Raw genomic sequence first — 15,232 nt, 5'->3', positions numbered from 1 at the left:
CATGTGAACCAATAGCTGACCGTTCCGGGGTGCGCCCCGTCAAGACCTTGAACGCTCGGAGCCCCGTTTGAGCGCAGCACCTCCCCACATGAGGTCGGTTGTTTTCGGGGGAACACGGACGAAACCGCCCAACGGCCGGAGGCTGTCGGGCGGTTCCGTGGTGAAGCGTCGGTAAAGCGGTGGTGCTACTTCAGGGCTCCGGCGGTCAGACCCGCCACGACCTGACGCTGGAAGACGATGTACGCGGCCAGGACGGGGAGCATGGCGATGACGAGTCCGGCGAAGAGCCCGGAGTAGTCCCCCTTGTAACCCTGGCTGGTGGAGAGCTCCACCAGGCCCTGCGCGAGTACCCGCTTGTTCGGGTCGGTGTTCAGCACCGTGGGCAGCATGTACTGGTTCCACTGCCCGAGGAAGTTGAAGATCCCGACGCTGATGAGTCCGGGCTTCGCCATCGGCAGCATCACCTGGAAGAAGGTCCGGGTGTGCGAGGCCCCGTCGATCAGCGCGGCCTCCGCCACCGAGGTCGGCAGCGTGCGGAAGAACGAGGTCAGGAAGAACACGGTGAACGGCAGCGAGTACGCGATGTACACGAGGATCAGGCCGTGGATCGTGTTCAGCAGCCCCATGTTGTCCATGACGTAGAACAGCGGGACCAGCGCCAGCATGACCGGGAAGCTCATGCCGCCGACGAACAAGAAGTAAATGAACCGGTTGCCGGGGAACTCGAACCGGGCCAGTACGTACGCGGCCATCGATCCCAGCACCAGGGTGCCGACGAGCGAACCCCCGACCACCAGGACGGTGTTGAGGAAGTACTCGCTCATGTGCGCCTGGTTCCAGGCCCGTCCCCAGGCGTCGAAGCTCAGGGAGTCGGGCAGCGCCCACGGCGAGTTGAAGATGGCCTTGTCCGACTTGAAGGCGGACATCACGGCCCAGAACAGCGGCAGGATCACCAGGATCGCCCAGATGACGAGCACGCCGTGCGAGAACACGTTGAGGACGTGTCCCTCGCCGCGCTTGGTCCGGGACGTGCCCGGGACGCCGCTGTTGGCGGTCCGCTGTCCGGGGATGCCGGACTCCTCGCGGAGTGCGGGCGGGGTGTCGGTGGTCTTCATCAGTACTCCAGCCGCTCGCGCCGGCCCAGCTTCATGACGACGGCGGCGAACGCCAGGGTCACGAGGAGCAGGGCGACGCCGATCGTGGTCGCATAGCCCGCCTGCCCGTCCCGGAACGCCGCTTGGTAGACGTACAGCGGCAGGACGGTGGTCGAGTAGTCCGGCCCGCCCGGGCCGACGCTCATGATGTTCACCACGGCGAAGCCCTCGGCGCCGAGCGCGAGGATGCCCATGTAGACCCATCCGGACTGCACGGTGTCCCAGAGCAGCGGGAGGGTGATCCGGAAGAACGTGGTGAACCTGGTGGCGCCGTCCAGCAGGGCCGCCTCGTAGAAGTCCTTCGGGATGGACGCCATGCCCGCCGAGAAGAGCACCACGAAGAAGCCGGTCGTGCACCAGACGAGGACCGCCATGATGCACCAGAGCGCCAGCTTCGGATCGCCCAGCCAGTTCGGCAGGTGCTCGAATCCGAGCGCCTTCAGCGAACCGTTGATCATGCCCTGGGCCGGGTCGAACGCGAACTGGAAGAGGATCGCCACGATCGCGATGGAGAGAACCTGCGGGAAGAAGTAGGCGATCTTGTAAAAGCCCGACCCCCGCACGCCCGAGATGAGAGCGCCCTTTCGGCGCCGGCCGCCCACATTGAGCATGAAGGCGAAGAAGAGGGCGAGCCCCAGCGTCACCAGCGGCAGCAGGATCGCCAGCAGCACACTGTGCTCCAGCGATTTCCAGAAGATGTCGTCCTTGAACATCTTGGTGTAGTTGTCGAAGCCGACCATCTCGAAGTCGGGGCTCAACCCCGTCCAGTCCGTGAACGAGTAGTAGATGGACTGGATGAAGGGCCAGATCACGAAGATGACGTACAACGCCATCGGGGCGATCAAGAACCCGATTATGAACCGGTATTTACCGTGCTGCATCGTTACCGACTCCGACCTTCCTGCCGTGCCGCCGCTGGTGACGCATGGATCACTGGTGCTTGAAGTGCTTGATGGACTCGTCCTTGGCCGCCGCGTCCGCGTAGCCCTGGATCTTCTTGATCGCCTCGGCGGGGGTCGCACGGCCGGCCATCATCTCGCCGAGACCGGAGACGCCGATCTGCTCCTTCTGGAGCTTCACGTACCAGTCCTGCAGGCGCGGGTTGACGACGTTGGTCCCGGCCTTCTCCAGCGCGGCGACACCGGACTTGAGGCCGTCCGACAGCTCGATGCCGTCGGTGCCGCCGTTGTAGGCGGACAGGGACTTGGTGCTGGTGGTGAAGGACTTCGAGGAGGCCTCGCTGAGCATGATGCGCAGCTGCTCCATGCCGCCCTCGGCGTTCTTCGCGTTGGCCGGGACGATGAAGGGCTCACCGCCGGACGCCCAGATGGTGCCGAAGGGCATCTTGTCGGAGGCGTCGAGACTGGAGGGCGCACCCACGGACAGCTTGAAGTCCTTGGGAATGATGGCGGCTTCCTCGTTCTCCACCCAGGAGCCGTTGGGAATGAAGAGCGCCTTGCCGTTGGCCCACGCGCCCTGCGAACCGCGGTGGTCCAGACCCGGGGTGCCCTCGAGGATGTAGCCCTTCTTGAAGAGCTCGTAGTACGCCTCGAACGCGGCCTTGACGGCGGGGTGTTCCCACGCCTTGGGCTCCAGGTTGTCGATCGCGTCGAGCACCTCGACACCGCCGATCTTGGCGATGAAGGGGTAGAGCGAGAACGGCAGGTAGTAGGGGTACTTACCGGCGTAGGTCCAGCCGGCGATGCCCTTCTTCTTGGCCTTCGCACAGAGCGCGAGCATGTCGTCCCAGTTCTCCGGGTACGTCGCGTCGAGCTTGTCCAGAGCGGTCTGCGAGTACCAGACGCCGTAGACGGTGTAGGCGTAGTACATGATCCAGACCGGGTCGCCGTCGAACTGGCCCATCTCGACGATCCCGGGGCGCAGGGTGTCGCGCACCGTCTTGTTCGGGTCGTCGATGGACGGCGCGTCGAGCAGCGGAGTCAGGTCCGCGAGCTGCTTCTTGCCGACCAGGACGCCCATGTCCATCTGCTGGGCACCGGAGTTGTCGATCAGGTCCGGCGGGGTGCCGCCGTTGAAGCGCGGCTGCAGGACCGACTGGATCTTCTGGGTCTTGGAGAACGTGACCTTGGCCTTGGGGTACGTCTTCGCGTACACGGCCTTGGCGTCCTCGGCGTACTTCGTGCCGAATCCGCCGTCGAAGATGACCAGTTCGAGGGGTGCGCTCTCGTTCACGGCCAGCGGGTTCTCCGCCGACTTGGTGCCCTTCTCGACCTTCTCGTCGGAGCCGCTGTCGCCACTGGCGCAGGACGCCAGGAAGCTCATCGTGGGAACGGTGATCACGCCGAGAGCGGCGGACCGCTTGATCAGATCGCGACGGCCGAGGCCCTCATTGTTGTGGGCGGAGGTCGATCCCATGCTCAAGTCCTCACCTTCATCAGGACTCAGGCGGTGTACCGGTCACCCGTCGAGATCTCGCCACAGGCGAAGGGCCCCGCCACCGCGCGGTCGGTTGCGATTGGGTCATGCAGAGAGACGTACCAATGTGCCTGACTCGGCCGGGCGTGCCGGGAGAACGTACAGCGAAACAGCTCATGGCGTGCCTCGTACAGCTCCCCCGTACCCCTGGCGAGTGCGCAACCGTGTGAAACGGCTGTGCAGACGCCGACAGGTATAGTCCACTTGCCGCCGGAGGAGCAAGATCGAATGCAGGTTTGCCCGGGAGTCTTTCCCGAGTTGAGACCTCACGGATACGTCGGCACCGTGCGCCCGGAGACCGACGGCAGCATTTCCCGGATTTCGACGATTCGCCCGGCAGCTCTCCCGTAACGGCCTCGAAACGCGGGATCACCCGCCTGTCATGCGCGCCTCGACCGGGCGCCCGCGGGCGACGAATCCGGCGGAATCGCCCATGGCCCGGGTCACAGTAAATGGCGGCAAACACCGATCCCGGGGCGACGGGCCCGCACCCCCTGTCCACCGGCCGGGGAAATGCGATCCGGGCGAATCGGTCGAGTTCATGCCGTACACCCGCACCACCGACGCGACTGTGTTCAATTCCCGAATAGTTCGACGCCGAATGGTTCGATACCGAAGAAAAGGGTGATGGGGACGGCCCGGACCGGCCCCGGGAAAAGCGGAACGGCCGGCACCGTGTCCCGGTGTGCCGGCCGTTCGGGGCGTGTCGTCACCGTGCGGTCAGTGCCGTCACCGGTCCGGCGCCGTACGGCCCTGCCCCGGGCGCCCGTGGGTGCTGCGGAAGGGGAACCAGCGGTTCCCCGCTCAGCGCTCCCGGCGTACCTCGCGGACGAGGCTCTCGGGCAGGGCCAGGTTCCAGGCCGTGATCACCGGCTGCCCGTGTTCCGTGCCCAGCCGGGAGATCGCGCCGGTGGCCAGCTGGAAGAGGCTCCCGCCCGCCGGGGGCAGGTCCAGGTAGCGGGCGGTGAGCACGCGCAGGAAGTGGGAGTGGGCGACGAGCACGACGTCCTCGTCGCTCGCGAGGCCCTCGGCCGTCGCGCGTACCCCGGCGAGCACCTTGTCGGCCCGCTCCCCGATCTCGGCCGGGCTCTCGCCCGGGTGCGCGGTGGGACCGGCCTCGACCCCATCGGTCCAGAGGTTCCAGAGGGGGCGGGTGCGGTGGATGTCGATGGTGGTGATGCCCTCGTAGCCGCCGTAGTCCCACTCGCGCAGCTCCGGGATGATGCGGGGTGAGGTGAGTCCGGCCAGTTCGGCGGTACGGCGGGCCCGGACCGAGGGGCTGACCAGACTGAGCCCGATCTGGCGGTCGGCCAGCAGCGGTACGAGCGCGCGGGCCTGGGTCTCGCCGAACTCGGTGAGCGGCAGATCGGTGTAGCTGGTGTGCCGGCCGTTGCGGGACCATTCGGTCTCGCCGTGCCGGATCAGGATCAACTCGCCCATGGTGCGTCCGTTCTTCGTGCGTGTCGCTGCGATCGTGCAAACCCGCCGGACCACGATCGCATTCCGTGCGGACCCGGTGCGCCCGCGACGCGCCCGCCCGCACGCGCCGCACGCGCCCCGCCCGCACGCGCCCCGCACCGAGCGCACCGGCCCCGGTGACGCGCGAGCCGGAAGCGCTCGTCCGTCACCGGGGCCGGTGGCCGTGCACGGGTCGTATACGAATCAGCCGCGGACGACCCTCGGTCCGTCCTCGCCGACGATCTCGACGGTGTACGGGCGGGTTGTGTCCGAGGTCACGTGGACCGTGTCGCCCTCGCGCACCACCCGGAAGGTGGCCGCGGGGGCGCCGGTGAGGTCGGGAACGGTGACGGTTCGGGTGAAGTCACCGGTGCCCGCGGGGGCGTACACGCGCAGTTCGAGCCCGTCCAGCCAGTCGCCGTCCGGGCGCGAGACGTCCGCGCCGAGCGGCAGGACCGCACCGGGGCGGACCAGCAGCGGGAGGCTGTCGAAGCCGTGGGTCTCGTGGCGCCAGGCGGGGCCGGTCACCGTCTCGCCGGAGAGCAGGTGGGTCCAGGTGCCCTCGGGGACGTAGTACTCGACCTGGCCGTCCTCGGTGAACACCGGGGCCACCAGCACGTCGCCGCCGAGCAGGTACTGCCGGTCCACCGTGCGGGTCGCCGGGTCGTCCGGGAACTCCAGCAACATCGGGCGCATCACCGGCACGCCGGTGGTGTGGGCCTCCACGGCGGCGCCGTACAGGTACGGCATCAGGCGGTGCTTGAGCTCGGTGAACTGCCGGGCCACGTCCACCGCCTCGTCGCCGAACTCCCACGGCACGCGGTAGGACGAGGAGCCGTGCAGCCGGCTGTGCGAGGAGAGGAGGCCGAAGGCGAGCCAGCGCTTGAAGACGGCCGGGTCGGGGGTGCCCTCGAAGCCGCCGATGTCGTGGCTCCAGAACCCGAAGCCGGACAGGCTCAGCGAGAGGCCGCCGCGCAGGGATTCGGCCATCGCGCCGAAGGAGGACCAGCAGTCGCCGCCCCAGTGGACGGGGAACTGCTGGCCGCCGGCGGTCGCCGAGCGGGCGAAGAGCACGGCCTCGCCCTGGCCGCGCTCCTTCTCCAGGAGTTCGAAGACGGCCTTGTTGTAGAGGTGCGTGTAGTAGTTGTGCATCCGCTCGGGGTCGGAGCCGTCGTGCCAGACGACGTCCGTGGGGATGCGCTCGCCGAAGTCCGTCTTGAAGCCGTCGACGCCCTGGTCGAGCAGGACCTTCAGCTTGGCCTGGAACCAGGCGGTCGCCTCGGGGTTGGTGAAGTCGACCAGCGCCATGCCTGCCTGCCACTTGTCCCACTGCCAGACGTCGCCGTCGGCGGTGCGGACGAAGTAGCCCTTCTCGGCCCCTTCCGCGTACAGGGGGCTCTTCTGCGCGATGTACGGGTTGATCCAGAGGCAGATCCGCAGACCTCGGGCCTTGAGCCGGGCGAGCATGCCCACCGGGTCCGGGAACACCTCCGGGTCCCACTCGAAGTCGCACCACTGGTACTCGCGCATCCAGAAGCAGTCGAAGTGGAAGACGGAGAGCGGGATGCCCCGGTCCGCCATGCCCTCCACGAACGAGGTGACGGTCTTCTCGTCGTACGAGGTGGTGAACGAGGTCGTCAGCCAGAGGCCGAAGGACCAGGCCGGCGGCAGGGCGGGGCGGCCGGTGAGGGCGGTGTAGCGGGCCAGGACGTCCTTGGGCGTCGGGCCGGCGATGACGAAGTACTCCAGCGTCTGGTCCTCGACGCTGAACTGCACCTGGCCCACGGCCTCGGAGCCGACCTCGAAGGAGACCTTGCCGGGGTGGTTGACGAAGACGCCGTAGCCGCGCGAGGAGAGGTAGAACGGGATGTTCTTGTACGCCTGTTCGCTGCTGGTGCCGCCGTCCGCCTGCCAGATGTCGACGACCTGGCCGTTCTTCACGTACGGGGTGAAGCGCTCGCCGAGCCCGTGGATGGTCTCGCCGACGCCGAGGGCGAGTTGGGCGGCCGTGTGGTGGCCGCCGTCCGGGAGGGTGGCGAAGGCGGTGCCCTTGCGGCCGGCGGACGTCAGCGGGCGGCCCTCGCCGTCCAGGAATTCCAGGCCGAAGACGCCCGAGTCGGCGAGCCGCAGGGTGAGCGGGCCGCTGGTGAGCTCGGCGGTGCCGTTCTCACGGCGGGTGGTCGCCGTCGCCTCCCCGGTGGCACCGGGCAGCCCGAACTCCGGGCCGGGGTTGCGCTTTCCGGCGAGGTGCGTGACGCGCACGCCGATGACGCCCTCGGCGGGCGAGTACGCCTCGACCGTGATGAGCGGGGCGTTGAGGGTGTCACCGCGGCGCTCGACGCGCTTGACGGCGGCGTGGGCGATGAGCCGGTCGGTGTTCAGGCGCAGATCGCGGACTTCGGTGGCGTACGAGGCGACCACACCGTCCCGCATCTGCCAGAAGCCGTCGGTGAACTTCATGGGGGGTCCTTAGCCGTTCTGCTGTCGTTCGGAGGATCGGGAGTCCGCGGGTTCGGGAACTCGTGAGGCTGGTACGGGGGTCCGAAGGTTCGGGAGTGCGGAGGCGGACGCCCGGAGGGGTACGCGCTCGGGGGTACGGACCTTCGTACGTCAGGGGTTCAGGAGGGCGGGGGTGGCCCGGTCGAGGACCTGGACGATCCGCTCCCAGGTGGCGGTGTCACGGGGCACGGCGGCCAGCCGGCGGTCCGCGCCGGTACCCCAGCGGGCGGCCAGGGCCACCGGATCGTCACCGGTGACCGCGCCCGCGGCGAGCGCGGCGGCGCCCAGCGCGACCAGTTCGGTGGACTCGGGGACGATCACGGGCCGGCCGGAGAGCCGGCGCACGGTCTCGACCCACCACGTGCCGCGGGCACCGCCGCCGATCAGGCGCAGCGGGGCGTCCGGGGCGTCCAGGGGCAGTTCGTCCAGGGCCCGGAGGATCGCCACGACGGCTCCCTCGTAGGCGGCGCCCAGGAGTTGCCGCGGGGTGGTGTCGTGGCGCAGGCCGGTGAGCAGGCCGGAGGCGTGCGGCAGGTCGGGGGTGCGTTCGCCGTCGAGGAAGGGCAACAGGACGGCCTCGCCGCCGGGTTCGGCGTCCTCGCGGTCCAGGCCGAACAGGTCGGCCACCTTGTCCACGGCGAGGGTGCAGTTCAGCGTGCAGCCGAGCGGCAGGTGGGTGCCGTCCGCGGCGGCGAACCCGGCGAGCAGCGGGGAGGCGGGCCGGGTGCGGGTGGCGGCGAAGACGGTGCCGGAGGTGCCGAGGCTGACGACCGGGTGGTCGAGCAGTCCCTCGGCGCCGAGGCCGAGGCCGACCGCGGCGGCCATGTTGTCGCCGGTGCCCGCGGCCACGACGATCCCGGCGGGGAGGCCGAGGTCGCGGGCGGCCCGCTCGGTGAGGTGTCCGGCCGGGGTCGCTCCGGTGGGGGCGACGGTGGAGAGCATGCTCTCGCGTATGCCGGTGAGGGCGAGCAGCTCGGGGTCGTAACCGCGGGTGGCATGGGAGTACCAGAGGGTGCCGGAGGCATCGCCCGGGTCGGTCACGGCGGCGCCGGAGAGCCGTTCAGTGAGGTAGTCGTGCGGGAGGCGGACGGCCGCGGTGGCGGCGGCGGTCTCCGGTTCGTTCTCGCGCAGCCACTGCCACTTGGTGGCGGTCATCGAGGCGACGGGCACCGAGCCGGTCCGCTCCAGCCACGCCTCGGGGCCGCCGAGCGCCTCGGTGAGGGCGGCGGCCTGCGGTGCGGAGCGGGTGTCGTTCCAGAGCAGCGCGGGACGCAGGGGACGGCCGTCGGCGTCCAGGACGACCAGGCCGTGCTGCTGTCCGGCGACGGCGATGCCGGCGATCGCGGCGGGGTCGGTCCCCGCTGCGGCGAGACCTTCGGCGACGGCCGCGCGCAGGGCCTGCCACCACTCCTCGGGGTCGCTCTCGCGGGCGCCGTCCCGGCCGGTCACGGTGTGCGGGGCGCGGCCGACGGCCAGGAGGCGGCCGGTCCGGATGTCGATGACGGCGGCCTTGGTGGACTGGGTGGAACTGTCCACGCCGATGACCGCGGACGGCCGTGGGACTGCCTCGTCCCGTGTTGCTCCGGACGGCATGACGTACCTCGTTCCTGGTGAGTCTCATTTTGATCGTACACAAAACAAATCCGACGTGATTGCTGTGGATCGACCCTGAATCGGAGCTCTGTGATCGATGTCGTCATACATATGACGGGAAGGTTGTCCCGGAGTGACCGATGTGTCACGGAAGAGGTCTGGTGCGTTGTCAGAAATTGGAGTATTAGTACTGGCACTGAACAAATTGGTCGGTCGGCAGAGCAGCCGTCCGGGCCCGTCGATCAAGAGGCAGACATGTCGGACCGCTTCACTCCCACTTCCGCTGACAAGTTCACCTTCGGTCTCTGGACCGTGGGCTGGCGGGGCAACGACCCCTTCGGCGAGCCGACCCGTCCGGCGCTGGACCCGGTCGAGTCCGTCGAGAAGCTCGCGGAGCTCGGCGCGCACGGTGTGACGTTCCACGACGACGACCTGATCCCGTTCGGCTCCTCGGACAGCGAGCGCGCCGCGGTGATCGGCCGGTTCAAGGACGCTCTGGAGCGCACCGGCCTGAAGGTCCCGATGGCCACCACCAACCTGTTCACGCACCCCGTGTTCAAGGACGGCGGCTTCACCTCCAACGACCGTGACGTCCGCCGCTACGCGCTGCGCAAGGTCATCCGCAACATCGACCTCGCCGCCGAGCTCGGCGCCGAGACCTACGTCGCCTGGGGCGGCCGCGAGGGCGCCGAGTCCGGCGGCGCCAAGGACGTCCGCGACGCCCTCGACCGCATGAAGGAAGCCTTCGACCTCCTCGGCGAGTACGTCACCGACAAGGGCTACGACATCCGCTTCGCGATCGAGCCCAAGCCCAACGAGCCCCGCGGCGACATCCTCCTGCCCACCGTCGGCCACGCCCTCGCCTTCATCGAGCGCCTGGAACGCCCCGAGCTCTACGGCGTGAACCCCGAGGTCGGCCACGAGCAGATGGCCGGGCTCAACTTCCCCCACGGCATCGCCCAGGCCCTGTGGGCCGGCAAGCTCTACCACATCGACCTCAACGGCCAGTCCGGCATCAAGTACGACCAGGACTTCCGCTTCGGCGCCGGCGACCTGCGCCAGGCCTTCTGGCTCGTCGACCTCCTGGAGAACTCCGACTACACCGGCCCCCGCCACTTCGACTTCAAGCCGGTCCGCACCGACGGCATCGACGGCGTCTGGGAGTCCGCGAAGAACTGCATGCGCAACTACCTGATCCTCAAGGAGCGCGCCGCCGCCTTCCGCAACGACCCCGCCGTCAAGGAAGCCCTCACCGCCTCCCGCCTGGACGAGCTCGCCACCCCGACCGCCGCCGACGGCCTCAAGGGCCTCCTCGCCGACACCTCCGCCTACGAGGACTTCGACGTCGACGCCGCCGCCCAGCGCTCCATGGCCTTCGAAGCCCTCGACCAGCTCGCCCTGGACCACCTCCTCGGCGTCCGCTGACCCCGACGGACGGGGCGTCCCGCGCACGGTCGTGCGGGACGCCCCCCGCCGGGTACGGAACCAGCCGGACCCGTACCCGGGGCACGACCCCCTCTCCCGGAGACACCGGTGTCTCCGGGAGCCCGGCCCACTCCCCACGCAAGGGCACCCCCGTGACAGCACACATAACGGACGGATCGCGCCAGCGGCGCCGCCGTCTCGACCGGCGGGTCATCGTCCCGCTCACCGTTGTCTCCGCGCTCGTCGGCGCCGTAGCGCTCTCCGGCTGCGGCTCGCAGCGCGACGCGAGCGTGTTCACCGTCCTGAACTCCTCGACGGACGACTCGTACCACGGCTGGGACGCCGCGACGCTGAAGCGCTGCAGCAAGCAGCTGGGCGTCACCATCGAGCAACAGTCCGTCCCCGCCGCGCAGGTCATGACGAAGTCGCTGCGGATGGCTTCCTCGAAGTCACTGCCCGACATCATCCAGTTCGACGGCTCCGAGATGCCGACCTTCGCCGAGACCGGCGGTCTGCTGGACCTGAAGAAGCTGGGCGTCTCCACCGCGGACATCCCCCAGGGCATCCTCGACTACGGCTCGTACAAGGGCACGTACTACGGAGCGGCGCGCACGGTCAACACCCTCGCGCTCTTCTACAACAAGGACATCCTCGACAAGGCCGGGCTGCCGGTGCCCACCACCTGGGCCGAGATGCAGGCCACCGCCAAGAAGCTCACCAAGAGCGGCAGTTACGGCATCGCGCTCAGCGCGGGCGGCGCGGAGGACGGTGTCTACCAGTTCACGCCGTTCATGTGGTCCAACGGCGGTGACGAGACCGACCTCGACTCCGCGAACGTGGTCGGGGCGCTGGACTACTGGAAGGGCCTCATCAAGGACGGCTCCCTCTCCAAGTCCACGGTCAACTGGACGCAGGCCGACGTCAACGACCAGTTCATGGCGGGCAACGCGGCCATGATGATCAATGGTCCGTGGCAGGTCGAGACGCTCAACACGAAGAAGAACCTGCACTGGGGCATCGCGCAGATCCCGGTCCCGAAGGCCGGTGAGGACTCGGTGGGTCCGCTGGGCGGCGGGATGCTGACCATCCCGGACGTCGGCGACACCGCGCGGGAGAAGACCTCCGCGAAGATCGTCAACTGCATGACCAGCGAGCAGGAGGAGGTCACCTACGCGCTGAACAGCTGGATGATCCCGGCCAACGAGAAGGCCGCGGCCGTGTGGCGCACCAAGGTGCCGTCGCTCAGCTCGCTCGCCGACCAGGTGGCCACCGCCCGCTCGCGCACCGCGAAGCTCGGCTCCGGCTGGACCTCCGTGTCGCTGGCCCTGCAGAGCGCCTTCCAGTCGGCCCTCACCGGGCAGTCCAGCGAGTCGGCCCTCCACCACGCTCAGCAGCGTGTCGAGAGCGGGAACTGAGGTATCTGAACATGTCATCCACCGCTGCCTCCGCACCCGCCGGCTCCGCACCCGCGAGCACCGCACCCAAGGCTGCCCCCGTGGCAAAGGTCCCGAAGCCCGGCTCGCTCAAGCGCCGCCGCACGCTGGCCCAGTGGGGGTTCATCGCCCCCGCCGTGATCTTCATGCTGCTGTTCTTCGGCTACCCGCTCGTCCGCAACGTCGTGATGAGCTTCCAGCACTACACGCCGTCCACCTTCTTCACCGGCAAGGCCCCCTTCAACGGGCTGGACAACTGGCGGAACGTCTTCCAGGACGACCTGTTCGGCAAGGCCCTCTGGCAGACCATCCTCTTCACGATCGGCTCGCTGATCGGGCAGTTCTGCATCGGCCTCGCCCTCGCGGTGTTCTTCAACCGCCGCTTCCCGCTCAACGGGGTGCTGCGCTCGCTGATCCTGCTGCCCTGGCTGGTCCCGATGGTCGTCTCCGGTGTCGTCTGGCGCCGCATCCTCGACCAGGACACCGGTGTGCTCAACTCCTTCCTGGGTCTGTTCGGTGCCGGTGACACCCCCTGGCTGAGCAGCACCGGCATGGCGCTGATCTCCGTCGTCATGGTGAACATCTGGATCGGCATCCCGTTCAACATGGTGATCCTCTACGGCGGCCTCCAGGAGGTCCCGAAGGAGATGTACGAGGCGGCCTCGCTCGACGGCGCCTCCGCCTGGCGCCAGTTCCGCTCCATCACCCTGCCGCTGCTGAAGCCGGTCATCACCGTGGTGCTGGTGCTGGGCTTCATGTCGACCGTCAAGATCCTGGACCTGGTCCTCGCCCTGACGGACGGCGGTCCCGCCGACTCCACCCAGACGCTCGGCACCCTGACGTACCAGAACTCCTTCGCCCAGCTGGACTTCGGCGCGGGCGCGGTGGTCGGCAACATCCTGATCCTGATCTCCGCGGTCTTCGCGGTGTTCTACCTGCGGGCCAACCGCAACGAGGGGAAGTGAACGGCATGGCGACCACCACTCCCGCCGTTTCGGCCCGCACGACGGGCAGCCCGGCCGAGAACCGGCCGAAGCGCCGCTGGGGCGCGACGATCGTCGGCATCGTCATCCTCTGCGTGATGCTCTTCCCGCTCTACTGGATGGTCAACACGGCCCTCCAGCCGGAGTCGGGCCTGCTGGAGGTCTCGCCGGTCCCGCACAGCCTGGACCTGTCCGGCTTCAGCGACGCGTTCAAGGAGCAGGGCGGGCACCTGCTGACCTCGCTCGGCGTCGCGCTCGGCGCCGTCGTCATCTGTCTCGCGTTCTCGGCGCCGGCCGCCTACGGGCTCGCCCAGTTCAAGCTGCGCGGCACGAAGACCGTCGTCTTCGGCACGTTGATCACGCAGATGGTCCCCGGCATCGTCATCGCGAACGCTCTGTACAGTGCCTACGTGGACCTGGGGCTGGTCAACTCCTACGCCGGCCTGATGCTGGCGGACGCCTCGCTGGGCATCCCGTTCGCGATCGTGCTGATGCGTTCGTTCATGGTGGCCATCCCGCGCGAGGTCATCGAGGCGGCGGAGGTCGACGGCGCGGGCAAGTTCCGTACCTTTGTCCAGGTCGTGCTGCCCATGAGCCGCAACTCCCTGATCACAGCGGGGCTGTTCTCGTTCCTGTACGCCTGGAGCGATTTCATGTTTGCCCTCACACTGAACACCACGGACGACGTGAAGCCGATCACCCTCGGCATCTACCAGTACATCGGTGCGCACGTCGGAGACTGGGGCTCGGTCATGTCCGCGGCGGTTCTGTCGGCGATCCCGGCAGCCGTGCTGCTCGTCCTGTCCCAGAAGTACATCGCCGCCGGGATCACCGGCGGCTCGGTCAAGTAAGGGCTTTTCATGAGTGAGTTCCCTGTCTTCCCTCCGGGATTCGTGTTCGGTGCGGCCACCGCGTCGTACCAGATCGAAGGCGCGGTGGCCGAGGACGGCCGCGGCCCCTCCATCTGGGACACCTACAGCCACACACCGGGACGTACGGACGGCGGCGACACGGGTGACGTGGCCTGCGACCACTACCACCGCTACCCCGAGGACGTGGCGCTCCTGCGCGACCTGGGCGTGGATTCGTACCGTTTCTCCATAGCCTGGCCCCGCATCCAGCCGACCGGCAGCGGCCCGGCCAACGCCAAGGGCCTGGACTTCTATTCGCGTCTGGTCGACAACCTGCTCGAAGCGGGCATCGAGCCCGCCGCGACCCTCTACCACTGGGACCTTCCGCAGGCCCTGGAGGACAAGGGCGGCTGGCGGGTCCGTGAGACCGCCGAGCGATTCGGCGAGTTCACCTCGATCGTGGCCGAGCACCTGGCCGACCGGGTGCCGCGCTGGATCACCCTCAACGAGCCCTGGTGCAGCGCCTTCCTCGGTTACTCCGTCGGCCGGCACGCCCCGGGCGCCAAGGAGGGCACCGGCGCACTGGCCGCCGCCCACCACCTGCTGGTCGGCCACGGCCTGGCCATGAAGGCGCTGCGCGCCGCGGGCGTCCGCGACGCGGGCATCACCCTCAACCTGGACCGCAACCTGCCGGCGGCCGACACCGACGCCGACCGCGGCGCGGTGCTCCGCGCGGACACCCAGCACAACCTGGTGTGGACCGAGCCGATCCTCGCGGGCCGCTACCCGGCCAGTGACGAGGAGACCTGGGGCGAGCTCATCACCAACCAGGACTTCCGTCTCGACGGCGACCTGGAGCTGATCTCCCAGCCGCTCGACTTCCTGGGCATCAACTACTACCGCCCGATCGTCGTCGCGGACGCCCCGTACCGCGAGGCCGACCCGTCGCTGCGCGTGGCGACCGACAACCGGCTCCGCGAGACGGAGTACCCGGACGTCCGCCGCACCGCGATGGGCTGGCCGGTCGTCCCGGAGACCTTCACCGATCTGCTGACGGATCTGAAGAAGACCTACGGCGAGGCCCTGCCGCCCATCCACATCACGGAGAACGGCTCGGCCGAGTACGACACCGTCGACGAGGACGGCGCCGTGCACGACACGGACCGCGTCGAGTACCTGCGCGACCACCTGACGGCCCTCAAGGCCGCCATGGACGCCGGGGTGGAGGTCCAGGGCTACTACGTCTGGTCGCTGCTGGACAACTTCGAGTGGGCCCTAGGGTACGCGAAGCGGTTCGGGATCATCCGGGTCGACTACGACACCCAGGAGCGCACCCCGAAGGACAGCTACCGCTGGTACCAGGAGCTGATCAAGGCGCACCGGAAGTAACCGGCACGGCT

The 15,232-nt window shown here is 68.7% G+C and carries 11 protein-coding genes; 5 read left to right on the top strand and 6 right to left on the bottom strand.

All coding sequences use genetic code 11. The features are described 5' to 3' along the window. Nucleotides 1–185: 185 nt before the first annotated feature. The 6 genes from OHA55_RS26560 to xylB all read right to left on the bottom strand — a co-directional run bounded on the left by OHA55_RS26560 (nt 186) and on the right by xylB (nt 9,140). Complete coding sequence (locus OHA55_RS26560; protein ID WP_266710170.1) at nt 186–1,115, bottom strand: carbohydrate ABC transporter permease; 930 nt, start codon at nt 1,113–1,115, stop codon at nt 186–188. Continuing rightward, on the bottom strand, nt 1,115–2,035 hold the full coding sequence (locus tag OHA55_RS26555; RefSeq protein WP_266710169.1) for a carbohydrate ABC transporter permease: 921 nt from the start codon (nt 2,033–2,035) through the stop codon (nt 1,115–1,117). Before OHA55_RS26555 ends, OHA55_RS26560 begins: the two co-directional genes overlap by 1 nt. Nucleotides 2,036–2,084: 49 nt before the next feature. Then, nucleotides 2,085–3,530 (bottom strand): N-acetylglucosamine/diacetylchitobiose ABC transporter substrate-binding protein, encoded by a 1,446-nt coding sequence (gene ngcE, locus OHA55_RS26550; protein WP_266710168.1) that lies wholly within the window; start codon nt 3,528–3,530, stop codon nt 2,085–2,087. Nucleotides 3,531–4,394: 864 nt separating this feature from the next. Beyond that, nucleotides 4,395–5,030, bottom strand: coding sequence for a histidine phosphatase family protein (locus OHA55_RS26545; protein WP_266710167.1), 636 nt, complete (start codon nt 5,028–5,030; stop codon nt 4,395–4,397). A 222-nt stretch (nt 5,031–5,252) separates the two neighbouring features. After that, a complete protein-coding gene (yicI, locus tag OHA55_RS26540) occupies nt 5,253–7,508 on the bottom strand; it encodes an alpha-xylosidase (RefSeq protein ID WP_266710166.1) in 2,256 nt (751 codons plus the stop codon). Between the two features lie 150 nt (nt 7,509–7,658). After that, complete coding sequence (xylB, locus tag OHA55_RS26535) at nt 7,659–9,140, bottom strand: xylulokinase (protein WP_266710165.1); 1,482 nt, start codon at nt 9,138–9,140, stop codon at nt 7,659–7,661. 255 nt (nt 9,141–9,395) lie between these two features. Between xylB and xylA the strand changes: the two genes are divergently transcribed. From xylA to OHA55_RS26510, 5 genes are all read left to right on the top strand, one after another. Then, nucleotides 9,396–10,565, top strand: coding sequence for a xylose isomerase (gene xylA / locus OHA55_RS26530; RefSeq protein ID WP_266710164.1), 1,170 nt, complete (start codon nt 9,396–9,398; stop codon nt 10,563–10,565). 152 nt (nt 10,566–10,717) lie between these two features. Beyond that, complete coding sequence (locus OHA55_RS26525; RefSeq protein WP_266710163.1) at nt 10,718–11,980, top strand: sugar ABC transporter substrate-binding protein; 1,263 nt, start codon at nt 10,718–10,720, stop codon at nt 11,978–11,980. Between the two features lie 11 nt (nt 11,981–11,991). Next, the gene (locus tag OHA55_RS26520; RefSeq protein ID WP_266710162.1) at nt 11,992–12,963 is read left to right on the top strand and encodes a carbohydrate ABC transporter permease; all 972 of its coding nucleotides are present in this window, start codon (nt 11,992–11,994) and stop codon (nt 12,961–12,963) included. A 5-nt stretch (nt 12,964–12,968) separates the two neighbouring features. Next, nucleotides 12,969–13,832, top strand: a complete 864-nt coding sequence (locus OHA55_RS26515; RefSeq protein ID WP_266710161.1) for a carbohydrate ABC transporter permease — start codon at nt 12,969–12,971, stop codon at nt 13,830–13,832. Nucleotides 13,833–13,841: 9 nt separating this feature from the next. Beyond that, nucleotides 13,842–15,221: a GH1 family beta-glucosidase gene (locus OHA55_RS26510; protein ID WP_266710160.1), complete on the top strand. Its 1,380-nt coding sequence runs from the start codon at nt 13,842–13,844 to the stop codon at nt 15,219–15,221. Nucleotides 15,222–15,232 lie beyond the last annotated feature (11 nt).

Source organism: Streptomyces sp. NBC_00102 (genome assembly GCF_026343115.1).
Classification (GTDB): domain Bacteria; phylum Actinomycetota; class Actinomycetes; order Streptomycetales; family Streptomycetaceae; genus Streptomyces.
This window is presented reverse-complemented; position numbering and strand designations above follow the sequence as displayed.

Coding starts and splice junctions, on each gene's coding strand:
- xylA (WP_266710164.1), top strand. CDS start 9,396: ATGTCGGACCGCTTCACTCCCACTTCCGCTGACAAGTTCACCTTCGGT.
- OHA55_RS26560 (WP_266710170.1), bottom strand. CDS start 1,115: ATGAAGACCACCGACACCCCGCCCGCACTCCGCGAGGAGTCCGGCATC.
- xylB (WP_266710165.1), bottom strand. CDS start 9,140: ATGCCGTCCGGAGCAACACGGGACGAGGCAGTCCCACGGCCGTCCGCG.
- yicI (WP_266710166.1), bottom strand. CDS start 7,508: ATGAAGTTCACCGACGGCTTCTGGCAGATGCGGGACGGTGTGGTCGCC.
- OHA55_RS26545 (WP_266710167.1), bottom strand. CDS start 5,030: ATGGGCGAGTTGATCCTGATCCGGCACGGCGAGACCGAATGGTCCCGC.
- ngcE (WP_266710168.1), bottom strand. CDS start 3,530: ATGGGATCGACCTCCGCCCACAACAATGAGGGCCTCGGCCGTCGCGAT.
- OHA55_RS26555 (WP_266710169.1), bottom strand. CDS start 2,035: ATGCAGCACGGTAAATACCGGTTCATAATCGGGTTCTTGATCGCCCCG.
- OHA55_RS26515 (WP_266710161.1), top strand. CDS start 12,969: ATGGCGACCACCACTCCCGCCGTTTCGGCCCGCACGACGGGCAGCCCG.
- OHA55_RS26510 (WP_266710160.1), top strand. CDS start 13,842: ATGAGTGAGTTCCCTGTCTTCCCTCCGGGATTCGTGTTCGGTGCGGCC.
- OHA55_RS26520 (WP_266710162.1), top strand. CDS start 11,992: ATGTCATCCACCGCTGCCTCCGCACCCGCCGGCTCCGCACCCGCGAGC.